The following is a 15,638-nucleotide window of genomic DNA, read 5'->3' on the forward strand; positions in this document are numbered from 1 at the left end:
TCGGCTACCAGGGTAGTCCAATGATACATTGTTCAATTGATTGGTTGAATATCAGGTGAGCCATGAGCGGTGACTTCAAGCACGCCCTCTCCGGGCAGTTCGCCCGCGTGGGCAAAGCGCTTTCCAATGCCAACCGGCTGGAGCTGCTGGAGTACCTGGCCCAGGGCGACCGCAGCGTAGAGGAGCTGGCCCGCGTGTCGGGGCTGGCGGTAGCCAATACCTCGCAGCACCTGCAACAGCTACGTCAGGCCGGTCTGGTCACCACCCGCAAGGAGGGGCTCTATGTCTACTACCGGGTGGCGGGAGACGAGGTCATCAGGCTTCTGGAGGCGGTGCGCGCGGTGGCCGAGCGCAACCTGGCCGAGGTAGGGCAGCTAATCGCCATTAACCTGGCAAGCCGGGACCAGGCGGACCCATTGGCGGCCGAGGAGCTCCTGAGCCGGGCCCGGGAGGGCGATGTCACGGTGCTCGATGTGCGACCGGAAGAGGAGTTCGCCGCCGGGCACCTGCCGGGCGCCGTGAACGTGCCGCTTGGAGAGCTGGAATCCTACCTGGAGGGGCTTTCCCACGAACAGGAGGTGGTGGCCTACTGCCGCGGTCCCTACTGCATGCTTGCCTACGAGGCCGTGGCCCGATTGCGGGAGCGGGGCTATCGGGCTCGCCGCCTGGAGTACGGCTACCCGGAATGGAAGCTGGAGGGGTATCCGGTAGAGGGGGAAGCGTTCCGGGGGGACGTGGAGGAAGAATGATCAGGGATCCGGGCGAGCCGGTCCAGATCCTCGGGCCGGTCCACGTCCCAGGTGGTCGGAAGCTCCCGCCATGCCGCCCCCGTGGTCCGCAGTCGCTCTCGGGTGGCCTCCGCCACACGCTCCGAGCCCCAGGGAATCTCCCGGAACAGCTCGGGCAGGGGACGGCGTAGGCCAACCAGCCCGTAGCCGCCGTCCTCGGTGGGCAGGAGCACCGCATCGTTTCCCTCGCGCAGGGCCCGGAAGGCGGCCGCCACCGATTCGGCGTCGAGCCTCGGCAGGTCCGTGCCCACCAGCACCGCTGGTCCGCCGCCCGCCAGCGCTTCGGCCAGCGCCCGGTGCAGGCGCTCGCCCAGGTCCCGCCCGTGCTGCAGGCGGAGAGGAATTCCGTGACGGCGGGCGCAGGCCCGCAGGAAGGGGTGCCGGGTGTCGGGGGTGCCGTACAGCCGGGTCCGCCATCGATGCGGATCGACGAGGCGTTGGAGGGTGCCCGCGGTCAGGCGCATATGCAGGCGGGCCGCCTGCCGGGCGGTGAGCACCGGGGCCAGGCGGCGGAAGACCTGCCCCGGCACGGGGGCCTTGGCGAGCACCAGCAGCCGCTCCGGAGGCGCGCCGCTCATCCCCGGTGGTACCGGGCGGCGAGCACGGCCGGGTCTGCCCCCAGCCAGTAGCGCAGGCGCAGCGCCCACATGAGGCCGATGGTGCGTAGGATGCCTCGATCCTCCCAGCGCCGGCTGGAGGTGAGGGCCCGCTCCCGCAAGCAGGCGGGGCGGCCACAATGCTTCTTGAGGAGGCGGCTCAGGGCGATGTCCTCCATCAGGGGCTGCTCCGGGAAGCCGCCGACCGCGCGGAAGGCCGCCCGGGTGACGAACAGGGCCTGATCCCCGGTGGCGATGCCGGTGAGCCGCGAGCGCAGGTTCATCATCGCGCCCACCAGCCCCAGCAGGGTGAGCCGGGAAGCGCCCGTGAGACGGACGTCGAAGCGGCCCCAGTGCCGCCCGCCCTCCAGCGCGGTCAGCAGGGCGCGGTCGCCGTCCTCCGGCGGCCGGGTATCGGCGTGCAGGAACAGCAGCACGCGGCCACCGGCCGCGGCCGCGCCGGCGTTCATCTGCGGCGCCCGGCCCCTGGCGCCCCCCAGGACCCGGTCCGCCCCGGGCGCGGCTGCCTCCGGCGTGCCGTCGCCGCTGCCGCCGTCCACCACCAGCACCTCCGCTCCCCGTTCCCGCCAGACCTGCAGGGGCTCCAGGGTGGCGGCGATGCCGGCGGCCTCGTCCAGGGCCGGGACGATGACGCTCAGCGGGCAGCCGGCGGCCTCAGCCAAGGGCGCCGCCGCAGCCGCTGCCCTGGCCGGCGGTGCAGCCGTAGCAGTGGTCGCGGACCACCACCGGGTTGCCGGCGAGGTCGGCCCCGATCAGGTCGCGGATGTGCACCCGGTCGGGGTGGCCTTCCCGCGCCAGGGGCAGGTCGAGCATCTGGTTGAAGTCGCAGTCGTAGACATAGCCCTGCCAGTCCACGGAAAGCAGGTCGCGGCACATGACCCCTTCCAGATTGGTATCGCGGTGGGCTCCCTTGAGGAGCGCCAGGTAGTCGTCGAACTGATTGTGGGAGATCAGGGTGGAGCCGAAGCGCTGGATGGGCATATTGGCGATGGTGAACAGGCGGTCGAAGGCGACGCCGAATTCCTCGGCCAGATGCGTGCGGTAGGCCGCCTCCAGTTGGCCCTGCTCGGGTGGCAAGCTGGGGCCGAGCGGATTGTAGACCAGGGTAAGCAGGTGGCCGGCGTCGCCATCGCCGTAGCCCAAGTCATTGAGCCGCCGTAATGCGCGGATGCTGGTGTCGAACACCCCCTGGCCGCGCTGGCTGTCCACGTTGGCCTCCTGGTAGCAGGGCAGGCTGGCCACCACCTCCACCCGGTTCTCCGCCAGGAATTCCGCCAGTCCGTCCTGGTCGGGCTCCTCCAGCACGGTCAGGTTGCAGCGGTCGATGACGTGGACGCCGCGCTCCCGCGCCGCGGCCACCAGCTCGCGGAAATGGGGGTTCAGCTCGGGCGCCCCGCCCGTCACGTCCAGGGTCTGGACTTCCCCGGCATCCATGAACGCCAGCAGGTCCCCTACCGTCTCCCGGTCCATGACCTCGGTGCGGTTGGGTCCCGCGTTCACGTGGCAGTGGACGCAGGTCTGGTTGCACCGGTAGCCCAGGTTCACCTGCAGGGTGGCTGGCGCGCGCCGGTTCAGCGCGGGGAAGTCGCTGTTCTCCAGGTAAGGCAGGGTAGCGTGCACGGTCGGCTCCTTTGGGAGGCCGGGAAGATAAAGGCATCGCTCCTTACGGTACAAGCCGATTGATCCAGCGTACCAGCCCCTTGACCGGCGGCCGGAACAATCGCTCGCCGTAGTACTTCTCCACCGCTCGCTTGGCGATCTCGGCCAGCGTCGGATAGGCGTGGACCGCGCCGATAATGTCCTTGGGGCGGAGCTTGCCGCGCACCGCCTGCACAAGCTGGGGCAGCAGCTCGCCGGCATGCGGGCCCACCACGGTGGCACCAATGATCCGGCCACGCCGGAATACCAGCTTGGCGAAGCCCGTCGCCTCGCCCTCGGCCAGGGCCCGGTCGAGATCGGCGAAGTCCGCCCGATGCACCTCCGTGTCCCCGTACCGCTGTTCGGCCTCGGCGGCGGTGAGGCCCACCTGCGCCACCTCCGGGTCGCAGAATGTGACGCGTGGCAGGGCGGTGAGGTCGGCCCGCGCCGGCAGCCGGAACACCGCGTTCTGGATCACTACGCCGGCCTGGTAATTGGCCAGGTGGGAGTACTGGTAGGGCCCGCACACATCGCCCACGGCGTAGATGTGGCGGGCGGTGGTGCGCTGGCGGCGATCCACCGCCACCGCCCCGGTCTCCGTGCGTTCCACCCCGGCTGCCTCCAGGTCCAGGCCGCCGGTGGTCGGGTGCCGGCCGGTGGCCACCAGGATGCGCTGGGCGGGGATCTCGGAGCCGTCCGCCAGGCGCAGGGCATGGCGCTCGTCCCTGGTGGCGGCCGGAACCACCTCCTGGAGCTTGTTGCCGGTGTGTATCGTAAGCCCCTCGGCTTCCAGGGCTTCGCGCAGGACCCCGGAAGCCCCACCGTCCTCGGCGGGCAGGAGGCGCGCGCCGCGCTGCACCAGGGTTACCGTCCAGCCCAGACGCCGGAAGGCCTGGGCCATTTCCACCCCCACCGGGCCGCCGCCTACCACCGCCAGCTCACCGGCAGGCTCCGTCACGTCGAAGAGGTTCTCGTTGGTCCAGTAGCCGGCCGCCGCCAGGCCCGGGACCTCGGGCACCGCCGGGGTGGAGCCGGTGGCGAGGACGAAGCGGCGCCCCCACAGTACCCGGTCCCCGGCGGCGATCCGGTGGGCGTCCAGGAAGCGGGCGGCGGCAAAAATCACCTCCACGCCGTAGCTCCGGAACCGATCGGGGTCGTCGTGGGCCTGCAGCCGGTCCACCACCGCATGCACCCGCCGGCTGACCGCGCCCATGTCCGGGGCCGGCTCGCAAGCCTCCAGGCCGAAGTCGGCCCCCCGCCGCATGAGCCGGGCCACCCGCGCGCTGCGCAGCAGGGCCTTGGAGGGTACGCAGCCCGTATGCAGGCATTCGCCGCCCAGCTCGCCGCTCGCCTCCACCAGCGCCACCCGCAGGCCCAGGCGGCCGGCCACGCTTGCCACCGACAGCCCCCCGGAGCCGCCGCCGATCACCACCAGGTCGAAGCGCTCCCCGCCGGTGCCCGGCGCACTCATGGGCCGCCCCCCGGCGGCACGGCCGGGACTAGGCTCCTCCCCGGGACCGCCTCCTCGCATGTAGAATCTCCGGCAACATGTCCCATGCCGTGAAAGGACCTTCCCCTACTCATGCATTGGATAGAGCGCATCCCTTTGGGCCCGCTGGTGATTGGAGCCCTGCTGTTGGGCCTGGCCCCCTTCACTCCGGAGCCCCACCTCTGGCAGAAGCTGAAGATGCTCGCCGCCGGCAGCCTGACCCGTCCCCTCGACATCTTTGACCTCTTCCTCCACGGCATTTTGCCGCTGTTGTTGGCCATCCGTCTGGTGCGTCTCGCCCGGGGGCGCCCGGCACCCTGATCCGTCCGCTCCCCACCATGCCTGATCTCCCTCGTGGCATGATGGCTTCGTGGCGATATCTCCGCCCGGCCTGCCAGTATGGGGGCCGGAAGAAGGGTCGAGGCTTTTCAGGGCCCGGGCCATCTTCAACAATGGTGGCGATTCTGCCAAGGAGAGGCGGCCATGATCTCGGCGCATACGGATGTGGTGGGCAGCCTCCTGCGGCCGCCCGAGCTGCTCCGGGCCCGGGAAGACCGGGATGCGGGCCGGCTGGATGCGGCGGCCTTCAAACGGCGGGAGGACGAGGCGGTGGATGCCGCCGTCCGTCTCCAGGAGGAGGCCGGCATGGCGGTGGCCACCGACGGCGAGATGCGCCGGCTGTCCTTCCAGAGCCAGATGACCGAGGCGGTGGACGGCTTCGGTACGTGGGACCTGGATGCTTTCCTGTGGGGGGATTGGCAGGGCGACGAGGCCACCGGGGACTGGTCGCGGGAGCGGCCCGCCCGTCTGGGCGTGGAGGCGCCGCTGCGCCGGCGGCGCTTCCTGTCCGTGGAGGAATTCGTCTACCTGCGGGCCCGGGTCGGCCCCGACACCGTGCCCAAGGTCACCCTGCCCAGCCCCAGCCTGTTCGCCAGCTTCTGGGATCCCGAGCGCTCCACCGCCGCCTATCCCGCCCTGGCGGCCTTCCTGGCCGACGTCACCGAGCTGCTGCGCGAGGAGGTGGCGGAGCTGGCCCGGCTCGGCGCCGAATACGTGCAGCTCGACGCGCCCCATTATCCCCTGCTGCTCGATCCCGGGACCCGGGCCTTCTACGAGGCGCGCGGGGGCGGTTGGCGGGACTGGCTGGCGCGGGGCATCGAGCTGGACAACGCGGTGATGGAGGCGGCACCGGGGATCACCTTCGGCTTCCACCTGTGCCGGGGCAACCAGGGCAGCCGCTGGCTGGTATCGGGCGACTATGACCCCATCGCCGCCCCCATCTTCCGGGAGACCCGGGCGCAGCGGCTGCTGCTCGAGTATGACGATGAGCGCTCCGGCTCCTTCGCGCCCCTGGCCCAGGTGCCCGAGGACAAGATGGTGGTCCTGGGCCTGGTGACCACCAAGTCGCCGCGGCTGGAGACTCCGGAGGCGCTGGCGGAGCGGATCCACGCCGCCGCCGGCCATTTTCCCCTGGAGCGCCTGGCGCTGTCGCCGCAGTGCGGATTCTCCACCTCGGTGGTGGGCAACCGGGTTACGGTGGAGGACGAGCGCCGCAAGCTGGCGACCATCCGTGAAACGGCCGATCGAGTCTGGGGGTAGCCTTGCAAGGAACCAGCGACGTCCCCGTCCTCAAGGACCTGGTGCTGGTAGGCGGGGGGCACAGCCACATCGCCGTGCTGCGCAAATTCGGCATGAAGCCGGAGCCGGGGGTGCGCCTCACCCTCGTCGCGCGCGATGTCCACACGCCCTACTCGGGCATGCTGCCGGGATTCGTGGCCGGCCACTACGCCTACGACGACTGCCACATCGACCTTCGCCCCCTGGCCCGTTTCGCCGGGGCGCGGCTGATCCACGCCGAGGCCACCGCCCTGGACCCGGACGCCCGCCGGCTGCACTGTGCCGGTCGCCCACCGGTGGCCTACGACCTGCTCTCCCTGGACATCGGCTCGCGGCCCAATACCGGCAACGTGCCCGGTGCCGCCGAGCACGCCATCCCGGTGAAGCCCATCGATAGCTGGCTGGCGCGCTGGGAGCGGGTCAAGGCGCGGGCCCTCGCCGCCGGCGGCGCCTATCGCATCGCCGTGGTGGGCGCCGGGGCCGGCGGCGTGGAGCTGGCCCTGTCCGTGCGATTCGCTCTGCGCAGCGAGCTGGCGGCTGGCGGCGGCGAGCCGGATCTGCTGCGGGTGGACCTGGTCTCCGCCGAGGACACGGTGCTACCCGCCCACAATCGGCGCGCCCGGGCCAAGTTCGCCCGGATCCTGCGTGAACGGGGTGTCCGCGTGCACACGGGGGTTCCCGTGGCCAGGGTCGCTCCGGGGGCGCTTCACCTAGCGGACGGGCGGATCCTGGAAACCGACGCGCCCTTGTGGGTGACCCAGGCGGCCGCGCCGGAATGGATCGCGAACGCCGGCCTGGCCACCGACGAGGCCGGCTTCGCCGAGGTCAACCAATACCTGCAGTCCACCTCGCACCCGGAGGTGTTTGCCAGCGGCGACATCGCCAGCATGGCGGGCCATCCCCGCCCGAAATCCGGGGTGTACGCGGTTCGCCAGGGGCCGCCCCTGGCCCGGAATCTGCGCCGGGCTTTGCTGGGCCGCCGACTCAGGCGCCACATCCCGCAGAAGCGGGCCCTGGCCATCATCAGCACCGGCGACCGCCACGCCGTGGCGGCGCGTGGCCGCTGGGCGGTGGAAGCGGACTGGCTGTGGCGGATGAAGCGCTGGATCGACGAGCGTTTCATGGAGAAGTACCGCGACCTGCCCCAGATGGACGAGGAGGGCGAGCCCGGGGTGCGCGAGGAGCTCGCGGGCGGGCCCGAGGCCCTGAAGGAGATCGCCTCGGCGGCCATGCGCTGCGGCGGGTGCGGCGCCAAGGTGGGCAGCTCGGTGCTGTCGCGCGCCCTGGCGCGCCTGACCCCGGTGGACCGCGACGACATCCTGCTGGGCCTGGACGCACCCGACGACGCGGCGGTGGTGGAGGTTCCGGAGGGCCATGTGATGGTGCATACCGTGGACTTCTTCCGCGCCATGGTGGACGACCCCTACGTGTTCGGGCAGATCGCCGCCAATCACAGCCTGGGCGACGTTTTCGCCATGGGCGCCGACCCGCAGTCCGCCCTGGCCCTTGCCACCGTGCCCTACGGCCGCGAGGAGAAGGTGGAGGAGCAGATCTACCAGATGATGGCGGGCGCCCTGTCCGTGTTCGAGGACAGCGGCACCGCCCTGGTGGGGGGGCACACCGGCGAGGGCGCCGAGCTGGCCTTCGGCTTCGCCGTAAACGGCCTGGTGGCGCGGGAGCGCATCCTGCGCAAGGGCGGCATGCGGCCCGGGGACGTCTTGATCCTTACCAAGCCGATCGGCACCGGCACCCTGTTCGCCGCCGACATGCGCCACCTGGCCAAGGGGCGCTGGGTGGCCGGGGCCCTGGATACCATGGTCACCTCCAACCGGCGCGGCGCCGAGATACTGTTCGAGCACGGCGCCACCGCCTGCACGGACGTCACCGGCTTTGGCGTCCTCGGTCACCTGGTGGAGATGACCAAGCCCTCCGGGGTGGACGTCGAGGTCCGGCTGGCGGACCTGCCGGTGCTCGATGGTGCCCTGGAGACCGTCCGGGCGGGGGTGTTCAGCTCCCTGCAGCCGGAGAACGTGCGGCTTCGCCGCGCCGTGAAGAATCCGGAGGCGGCTGGGGCTGACGAGCGCTATCCGCTGCTGTTCGACCCCCAGACCGCCGGCGGCCTGCTGGCCAGCGTTCCGGAGGAGCGCGCGCAGGACTGTCTGGCTGCCCTGCGGGGTGGCGGATATCCCGAGGCGGCGGTCCTCGGTCGGGTCCTGGAGGCGAGCGGCGCCGAGGAATCGGTGGCCGTGATTCCCGCCGGCGGCGAGTGGAAGGACGCGGGCTCCGCCCGGGAGACCGGCGGTTTCCGGCGCTGGCCCCAGGGCGTTACCACGTCTTGAGAGGGGGAATGCCTTCCCGGAAGTGCCTCCGCCGCGGCCGAGGGCGTTTGTTGGGCAACGGGGAAGGCCGGCGCGCTTTCGGGGCGGGTCAGCGAGCCGCGAGCTCGTCCATCAGGGCCCGCCAGGCCGCCGCCTCGCGCTCCGGGGAGAACAGCGGGGCGCGCATCCGGCAGTGGGTGGCCAGCGCTTCGTAGAAGTCGGGCTCGCGCTCGGCCCGGAGCAAAAGGTCCGCCAGCCCGGCGGTGTCCGCCACCGGGAAGGAGCCCGGATAGCGGACCCCGAGCAGCCCGGTGTTGCCCGGGACATCCGAGGCGAGCACCGGGACCCCGGTCACCACCGCCTCGCCCACGGCGTTGGCGCCGCCCTCCATGCGGGAGGGATGCACCAGCAGGTGGGCGCGGGACAGGGCGCGGCGGACCCGCCAATGGGCCACCTCGCCGTGCCATTGGTAGCGGGGATTGGCGGCTGCCTCTCGGCGCGCGGCCGCCGCCCAATCCTCGTCCGGGGCGAGGCCGTAGTGGTGGATCCGGAGCCGGGAGTCCGCTGGCAGGTCGCGGGCGGCCAGGGCGGGCCGGAAGGGGTCCTTTACGTCGCGCAGATGGCCCACCACCAGGGCCCGGAATTCCCGCTGTACCGGCCGGTGTCCCTGTGGTGGCGGGGTGGCTCCCTGGAGGATCACGGTGAGTCGGGCCCGAAAGCGCTCGGGGAGGTCGGCCCCCGCGGCCTCGTGGATGGCCACCAGGCGGTCGGCCAGGGCCATGGTGTGCTGGGTGACCTCGGGGTCGGTGTGCTGGAATCGGTAGAGGTCGGTTCCGGTTAGCGCCACCACCACGGGGTGGTCCGGGTGGTCCGCCCGGAACCGGGCGACGGAATCGGCGCTGCGCCAGGCGTGCAGGGCCACCATGGCGTCGGCGGGCTCGCCGCCGTACTCCACGGCGATGTCCACCCGGTGGCCCCCGGCGCGCAGGAAGCGGGCCCAGCGCTCGGCGGTGGCGCGGTTGCCCGAGCGGGAGCCGCGGGCGGCGGGGGTGATCATGCGGATGCGCACGGGGCCTCCCGTATGACCTGCAGCCTTGTGGAAGCGGCTATCAGCCGCGACTTGGGAACGTGACGGGCAAGCGGAGCGGAATTGCCATGACACAACCGGTACAAGCGGACACCCTGCTGGACATGCTCGCGGACGCCCGGGCGCGCACCTTCGAGCTGGTGGAGGGGCTGGACGGTCCGCAGCTCACCGAGCCCATGCTGGCCACGGTGAACCCGCTGCTGTGGGAGATCGGCCATGTGGCCTGGTTCCATGAGTATTGGATTCTCCGCCACCTGGACGGCCTCGAGCCGCTGATCCCCGATGCCGATGCCCTCTACGATTCCTCCGCTATCCCGCACGACGACCGCTGGGGCCTGCCCCTGCCGTCCCTGGAGGATACCATCGCCTACATGACCTCGGTGCACAACGCCCTGGCTGCCCGCCTGGAGCCCTTGGGCAGCGGGCCGGCGCCGGTGTCGGACAGCTATTTCTACCAGCTCACCACCTACCACGAGGACATGCACGACGAGGCCTTCACCTATACCCGGCAGACCCTGGGACAGCCGCGGCCGGATTTCTCCCGCACCGGTGGGGGGCTGGACCCGGATGATCCGCCGAGGGCCGGGGCGCTGCCGGGGGACGTGGAGGTGCCGGGCGGCGTCTTCTGGCTGGGGGCCGCGGAGGACGCGCCTTTCGTATTCGACAACGAGAAGTGGGCCCATCGCGTGGACCTGCGCCCTTTCCGCATCGCCCGGGCGCCGGTGACCAACGCTGATTTCGCCGCCTTCGTGGAGGACGGCGGCTACCGGGAGCCGCGCTGGTGGAGCGAGGTGGGCTGGCAATGGCTCCAGGCCCAGGGGCGGGCGCATCCGGTCTACTGGCGGGCGCAGGATACCGGCGGCTGGCTGGTGAAGGACTTCGACGGCTGGCGGCCCCTGCCGCCGCAAGCCCCCGTGGTCCACGTCAGCGCCTTCGAGGCCGAGGCCTACTGCCGCTGGGCGGGGCGGCGCCTGCCCACGGAGGCCGAGTGGGAGGCGGCTGCCGCCGGGGAGCCCGATGGCTCCGGGCGGGCGCTGGTCGAGGGCAAGCGGCGCTTCCCCTGGGGAGCGGAGCCGCCGGCTCCCCGGCGGGCGAATCTGGACGGCCGCCACCTCGGCACCCTGGATGTGGCGGACTGCGCGGCGGGAGACAGCGCCTTCGGCTGCCGACAGATGATCGGCAACGTGTGGGAGTGGACCGCCTCGCCCTTCGAGCCCTTTCCCGGCTTCACCCCCGACCCCTACAGGGACTATTCCCAGCCCTGGTTCGGCGACAACCGGGTGCTGCGCGGCGGCGCCTGGGCCACTCGCGGCCGCCTGTTGCGCAATACCTGGCGCAATTTCTTCACCCCGGGCCGGTGCGACGTGCTGGCGGGGTTCCGCACCTGCGCCTTGGACGAGGACTGAGTATCCCGGCAGGGTCCGGCCCTTGCTCGATTGCCCATGGGCTGCGGCTAGCCCGGGATGTAGACTCCGGGAAGCGCGCCGGGTCCGCATGCCACGAAAGGGCACGCCATGGAGTCCGTTCTTCCCTTCCTTCGTCCGCTGGGCTACTACCTGGGAGCGGCCCTGTTCGAGATCGGGGGGTGCTTCGCTTTCTGGGCCTGGCTCCGGCTGGACAGGAGTGCCCTGTGGCTGGTGCCCGGATTGGTGGCCCTGGCCGCATTCGCCTTTCTGCTGACCCGCATCGACGCCGATTTCGCCGGCCGTGCCTACGCCGCCTATGGAGGGGTGTATATCGCCTCTTCACTGCTCTGGCTGTGGACGGTAGAAGGGCAGACGCCCGACCGCTGGGACGGAATCGGGGCGGCGGTCTGCCTGGTGGGCGCCGGGATCATCCTGCTGGCCCCTCGGGGTACTTAGAAAGCAAGCCATGGGCAATATATATGGAAAAACGGATATTGCTATATCCGGCTATCCGGATATAATGACGACATCAAGAGAAGGAGGCGGATATGGAGTGCGAGGCGGCCCAATTCTTCCGTGCCCTGGGCGACGAGACGCGGCTGCGCTGCGTCGCGCTGCTACACGCCGAGGGGGAGCTGTGCGTGTGCGAGCTGGCCTACGCCCTGGACCTGGCGCAGCCCAAGATCTCCCGGCATCTGAGTCAGCTTCGCCATGCCGGGGTGGTGGAGTCCCACCGCCGCGGCACCTGGATGCACTACCGCCTGCACCCGGAGCTTCCGGACTGGGCGCGCGCCGTCCTGGACCAATGGGTTGCCGGCTGCGCCGGGACGTCGCCCTTCGAGGACGATCGCCGGGTTCTGCACGCCATGCCGGACCGGCCCGAAAATACCTGCTGCGCCTGAGCGCCCCCGCGGGCTCTCCGCCAATCTGGAGGGGCCACGGCTCGCTAGCCACTTGCCTCACGGGAGGGAATGTCCATGAACCGATTCCATGTACATATCGCCGTCGATGATCTGGACAAGAATATCGCCTTCTACAATGCCCTGTTCGGCACCGAGCCCGCCGTGGTCAAGCCCGACTACGCCAAGTGGGAGCTGACCGACCCGGCGGTGAACTTTGCCATATCGGCGCGCGGCCGCGCGGCGGGCCTCGACCACGTGGGGCTTCAGGCCGGCTCGGAGGAGGAGCGTGCCGAGATTGAGGAGCGGCTGCAGACGGCGGACATCGCCGGGGTGAAGCAGGAGGGCACCACCTGCTGCTATGCCCGCTCGGACAAGTACTGGGTTACCGACCCGCAGGGCATTGCCTGGGAAACCTTCCATACCCTCGGCGAAGCGCCCCTGTTCGGCGAAGCGGAGGTCGAATCCGGGGAGAGCGCCTGCTGTGCGCCCCGGCCGGAGGATTCTTCTTCCTCCTGCTGCGGCTGATCCCCCGGCACTGGCGCGCAGCGGGCAGGTGCCGGGTACCTGTACACCGGCCCGGGAGGCCAAGCGCTCCGGGCCGCTTCTCCGGATGGCTAAGCGACCATGAACCAACGCGAAACCGCCCTGGAGGCCCCCGACGTCCGCGAGGGCATGGGCCTGTTCGAGCGCTACCTCTCCGTGTGGGTGGCCCTGGCCATCGTCGCCGGGGTGGCCCTGGGCCAGCTTGCCCCGGCGGTGCCGTCGGCGCTGTCGCGCTTCGAGTATGCCCAGGTCTCCATTCCGGTGGCGATCCTCATCTGGGCCATGATCTTCCCCATGATGGTGCAGATCGACTTCACCTCCATCCTGGGGGTACGCCGCCAGCCCAAAGGGCTGGCCATCACCACCGTGGTGAATTGGCTCATCAAGCCCTTCACCATGTTCGCCATCGCCTGGTTCTTCCTGATCGTCCTGTTCGCGCCGCTGATCCCGGCGGGGTTGGCGCGGGAGTACCTGGCCGGGGCTATCCTGCTCGGAGCGGCGCCCTGTACGGCCATGGTCTTCGTCTGGAGCTACCTCACCCGCGGCGATCCCGCCTACACCCTGGTGCAGGTGGCGGTGAACGATCTGATCATGCTGTTCGCCTTTGCCCCCATCGTGGTGTTCCTGCTCGGGATCTCCGACATCAGCGTGCCCTGGGAAACGGTGGCCCTGTCGGTGCTGCTCTACATCGTAATCCCGCTGGCGGCGGGCTACGCCACCCGGCTGATCCTGATCCGGCGCCGCGGGGCCGAGTGGTTCGACAACGTCTTCATGCCGCGCATCGGGGCGGTGACGCCGGTGGGCCTCATCCTCACCCTGGTGCTGCTGTTCGCCTTCCAGGGCGAGGTGATCCTGGACAACCCGCTGCACATCGTCCTGATCGCCATCCCGCTCATCGTGCAGACCTTCCTGGTCTTCCTCCTAGCCTACGGCTGGGCCTGGGGGTGGCGGGTTCCGCACAACGTGGCCGCACCAGGGGCCATGATCGGGGCCAGCAACTTCTTCGAGCTGGCGGTGGCGGCGGCCATCGCCCTGTTCGGCCTGCAGTCCGGGGCGGCCCTGGCCACCGTGGTAGGGGTGCTGGTGGAGGTGCCCTTGATGCTGGCCCTGGTGAAGATCGCCAACCGCACCCGCCACCGCTTCCAGGCGGTGGAAGGCGCGGGCGGATGAATGCCCCGGAGGTGCGCCTGCACCCGAACGCCGCCCGCTGGGTGGCGGAGCGGGGCGGGACCCTCACCCTGCGGTCATCGCCGCGTAACGGCTGCTGCGGCGGCACCGCCCACCTGACGGTGGCGGAGCCGGGTCGGCCCGAGGATCCGGCGGACTGGGAGGTCCGGACCGTGGACGGCGTCACCGTCTACCTGGATCCGGCCCTGGCCGGGCAGGCGGGCCCGTTCACCGTGCGCGCCGAGGGGCTCCTGGGCTGGCGACGGCTGTTCGTTGAGCTCTCCGCGTCGGGGGAGGCCTGATTCCCGTTGGAGGTGCCGGAAGAGGGGTGCTTCGGCGGAATTAGAGCGCCTTTTTTATATGGATAATCGGATATCCGGATACGCAGGGCCCAAGGCTCGGACGGTCGCTGCCACCCCCCGACAAACCGGGACCCCCTTTGGCCTACTCAATGCGTGCAATTGTCCAGCCTGTGATGTGGAGTCAGCCCCATGCCGAGCGAGCCCTACCGCGTGCTGTTCCTTTGCACCGGCAATTCCGCCCGCTCCCAGATGGCGGAGGCCCTGCTGAACCGCCTTGGGGAAGGCCGGTTCCGGGCCTACAGCGCCGGCAGCCACCCGGCCGATGCGGTACATCCCCTGACGCTGGAGATGCTGGAGCGCGCGGGGCTCGAAACCGCCGGCCTGCGCACCAAGTCCTGGGACGAGCTCGCCGAGCCCGGCGCCCCGGCGCTGGAATTCGTATTCACCGTCTGCGACAAGGCCGCCGCCGAGCCCTGCCCGGTCTGGCCAGGCCAGGCCCTGTCGGCCCACTGGGGCTTTCCGGACCCGGCTGGCTACCAGGCCGCCACCGAGGCCGAGCGCCGGGTGGTGTTCGCCGATGTCTTTCGTCAGATCCAGAACCGCATCCGCCTGCTGGTCAGCCTGCCGATGGACCGCCTGGACCGGCTGAGTCTCCAGCGCCGTCTCGACGAGATCGGGGAGTCCGCGCTGGATAGCTCCGACCCGAACGCCGACTAAACCGCCACAGAAATCGCCGGAGATCCTCATGAATATCCTCTTCCTCTGCACCGGGAATTCCTGCCGCAGCCAGATGGCCGAGGGCTGGGGCCGCCACCTGGGCGGTTCGGGCCTGCATTTCGATTCCGCCGGCATCGAGGCCCATGGCCAGAACCCGCGCGCCATCGCCGTGATGGAAGAGGCCGGCATCGACATCAGTGGCCAGGAGTCCACCCGGCTCACCGATGCCATGCTGACCCGCGCCGACCTGGTAATAACCGTCTGCGGCCACGCCGATGAGCGTTGCCCTGTCCTTCCCCCGGGGACTGCCAAGGAGCATTGGCCGCTATCGGATCCCGCCAAGGCCACCGGCAGTGAGGAGGAGGTCCTGGCTACCTTCCGCGCCACCCGCGACGAGGTGAAACGGCGGGCGCGGGATCTGATCGAGCGGCTCCGGAAAGAGGGCGCGATATGACTGCCTAGAGCGAAGCCACCGCCAAGCGGGCGGCAGGATAGGAGGTGCCGTTCCCCACGTGTCACCTGTCGCTGTAAGTGGGCTTGTGCATCGTCGCACGAATTGGGCTGAGCTACCCCTCTCAAGCCGGGCGCCTTCCAGGCCTTGGCCGGCCTGGAGGTGGCGCGCGTGAATTCCCCGTGACGGGGCTTGTTTGGCTGATGATCAGCCCATGCTGCTCAAGGTGGACTTCCGGGCCCTGGCCCCTGCTACGGTCTGTGAGGCTTTACATCGTCCCCCGGTGAGCCTCGCCACCCGGAGGTGATCCTCCTGCTCGCCATCCCCATCCTGATTCAGATGTGCTTCGGCTCCGGCCTCGCTTGCCTGCGGAATCGCGCCTTCCGGGGGGCCATTGCAGGCACGCCCCGCGTCATCTGTTATGGCCGGACTTCCTGGGAGGCAGAAAGTCCGGCTATCTTGGCGTTCTTCATCCCTCCTGCCGCCCCGCCGTTGAACCAAGCCCGACGTCCAAGGTCTTTATAAGAAATGTACAACTTTTCGCTCCGGCCGTTCCGGGCATGCACTGGGTCCTTGACTCTGTATCACGGTACGGA

Annotated in this window: 17 protein-coding genes; 12 read left to right on the forward strand and 5 right to left on the reverse strand. The window is 70.3% G+C overall.

Going from position 1 to position 15,638, the window contains the following annotated elements; all coding sequences use genetic code 11:
* Positions 1-62 precede the first annotated feature (62 nt).
* Entirely contained in the window at positions 63-749 is a 687-nt protein-coding gene (locus ACERLL_RS05605; RefSeq protein WP_373655083.1) for an ArsR/SmtB family transcription factor, read from the forward strand.
* Here the strand turns inward: ACERLL_RS05605 and ACERLL_RS05610 are convergent.
* The 4 genes from ACERLL_RS05610 to ACERLL_RS05625 are packed head-to-tail and all read right to left on the reverse strand — an operon-like array spanning position 677 to position 4,514.
* Positions 677-1,366, reverse strand: coding sequence for a TIGR04282 family arsenosugar biosynthesis glycosyltransferase (locus ACERLL_RS05610; protein ID WP_373655084.1), 690 nt, complete (start codon positions 1,364-1,366; stop codon positions 677-679). The two genes, ACERLL_RS05605 and ACERLL_RS05610, sit on opposite strands and share 73 nt — an antisense overlap.
* Positions 1,363-2,067, reverse strand: coding sequence for a TIGR04283 family arsenosugar biosynthesis glycosyltransferase (locus tag ACERLL_RS05615; RefSeq protein ID WP_373655085.1), 705 nt, complete (start codon positions 2,065-2,067; stop codon positions 1,363-1,365). Before ACERLL_RS05615 ends, ACERLL_RS05610 begins: the two co-directional genes overlap by 4 nt.
* On the reverse strand, positions 2,060-3,025 hold the full coding sequence (gene arsS / locus ACERLL_RS05620) for an arsenosugar biosynthesis radical SAM (seleno)protein ArsS (protein ID WP_373655086.1): 966 nt from the start codon (positions 3,023-3,025) through the stop codon (positions 2,060-2,062). The genes ACERLL_RS05615 and arsS overlap by 8 nt, the downstream gene beginning before the upstream one ends.
* A 43-nt stretch (positions 3,026-3,068) precedes the next feature.
* Entirely contained in the window at positions 3,069-4,514 is a 1,446-nt protein-coding gene (locus tag ACERLL_RS05625) for a dihydrolipoyl dehydrogenase family protein (protein ID WP_373655087.1), read from the reverse strand.
* 111 nt (positions 4,515-4,625) lie between these two features.
* Between ACERLL_RS05625 and ACERLL_RS05630 the strand changes: the two genes are divergently transcribed.
* The 3 genes from ACERLL_RS05630 to selD all read left to right on the forward strand — a co-directional run bounded on the left by ACERLL_RS05630 (position 4,626) and on the right by selD (position 8,488).
* Positions 4,626-4,853: an RND transporter gene (locus tag ACERLL_RS05630; protein WP_373655088.1), complete on the forward strand. Its 228-nt coding sequence runs from the start codon at positions 4,626-4,628 to the stop codon at positions 4,851-4,853.
* A gap of 162 nt (positions 4,854-5,015) precedes the next feature.
* Positions 5,016-6,131 carry a cobalamin-independent methionine synthase II family protein gene (locus ACERLL_RS05635; RefSeq protein WP_373655089.1) on the forward strand — a complete coding sequence of 372 codons (1,116 nt, stop codon included), beginning with the start codon at positions 5,016-5,018 and terminating at the stop codon, positions 6,129-6,131.
* Positions 6,132-6,133: 2 nt separating this feature from the next.
* Entirely contained in the window at positions 6,134-8,488 is a 2,355-nt protein-coding gene (gene selD / locus ACERLL_RS05640) for a selenide, water dikinase SelD (RefSeq protein WP_373655090.1), read from the forward strand.
* A gap of 88 nt (positions 8,489-8,576) precedes the next feature.
* On the opposite strand, the gene senB is transcribed toward selD, so the two are convergent.
* Complete coding sequence (gene senB / locus ACERLL_RS05645) at positions 8,577-9,536, reverse strand: selenoneine biosynthesis selenosugar synthase SenB (protein WP_373655091.1); 960 nt, start codon at positions 9,534-9,536, stop codon at positions 8,577-8,579.
* Positions 9,537-9,622: 86 nt separating this feature from the next.
* Here senB and senA point away from each other — a divergent pair, with 86 nt between their 5' ends.
* The 8 genes from senA to arsC all read left to right on the forward strand — a co-directional run bounded on the left by senA (position 9,623) and on the right by arsC (position 15,045).
* Positions 9,623-10,960 carry a selenoneine synthase SenA gene (gene senA, locus ACERLL_RS05650; RefSeq protein WP_373655092.1) on the forward strand — a complete coding sequence of 446 codons (1,338 nt, stop codon included), beginning with the start codon at positions 9,623-9,625 and terminating at the stop codon, positions 10,958-10,960.
* Between the two features lie 108 nt (positions 10,961-11,068).
* Positions 11,069-11,416: a YnfA family protein gene (locus tag ACERLL_RS05655; protein WP_373655093.1), complete on the forward strand. Its 348-nt coding sequence runs from the start codon at positions 11,069-11,071 to the stop codon at positions 11,414-11,416.
* Between the two features lie 92 nt (positions 11,417-11,508).
* A complete protein-coding gene (locus ACERLL_RS05660; RefSeq protein ID WP_373655094.1) occupies positions 11,509-11,862 on the forward strand; it encodes an ArsR/SmtB family transcription factor in 354 nt (117 codons plus the stop codon).
* Positions 11,863-11,937: 75 nt separating this feature from the next.
* Positions 11,938-12,387, forward strand: coding sequence for an ArsI/CadI family heavy metal resistance metalloenzyme (locus ACERLL_RS05665; RefSeq protein ID WP_373655095.1), 450 nt, complete (start codon positions 11,938-11,940; stop codon positions 12,385-12,387).
* A gap of 99 nt (positions 12,388-12,486) precedes the next feature.
* Positions 12,487-13,575: an ACR3 family arsenite efflux transporter gene (gene arsB / locus ACERLL_RS05670; RefSeq protein WP_373655096.1), complete on the forward strand. Its 1,089-nt coding sequence runs from the start codon at positions 12,487-12,489 to the stop codon at positions 13,573-13,575.
* A complete protein-coding gene (locus ACERLL_RS05675) occupies positions 13,572-13,874 on the forward strand; it encodes a CC/Se motif family (seleno)protein (RefSeq protein ID WP_373655097.1) in 303 nt (100 codons plus the stop codon). The genes arsB and ACERLL_RS05675 overlap by 4 nt, the downstream gene beginning before the upstream one ends.
* A 189-nt stretch (positions 13,875-14,063) precedes the next feature.
* The gene (locus ACERLL_RS05680) at positions 14,064-14,591 is read left to right on the forward strand and encodes an arsenate reductase ArsC (protein WP_373655098.1); all 528 of its coding nucleotides are present in this window, start codon (positions 14,064-14,066) and stop codon (positions 14,589-14,591) included.
* A gap of 28 nt (positions 14,592-14,619) precedes the next feature.
* Complete coding sequence (arsC, locus tag ACERLL_RS05685; RefSeq protein WP_373655099.1) at positions 14,620-15,045, forward strand: arsenate reductase (thioredoxin); 426 nt, start codon at positions 14,620-14,622, stop codon at positions 15,043-15,045.
* Positions 15,046-15,638: the final 593 nt, after the last annotated feature.

Source organism: Thiohalorhabdus sp. Cl-TMA (assembly GCF_041821045.1).
Lineage (GTDB): Bacteria > Pseudomonadota > Gammaproteobacteria > Thiohalorhabdales > Thiohalorhabdaceae > Thiohalorhabdus > Thiohalorhabdus methylotropha.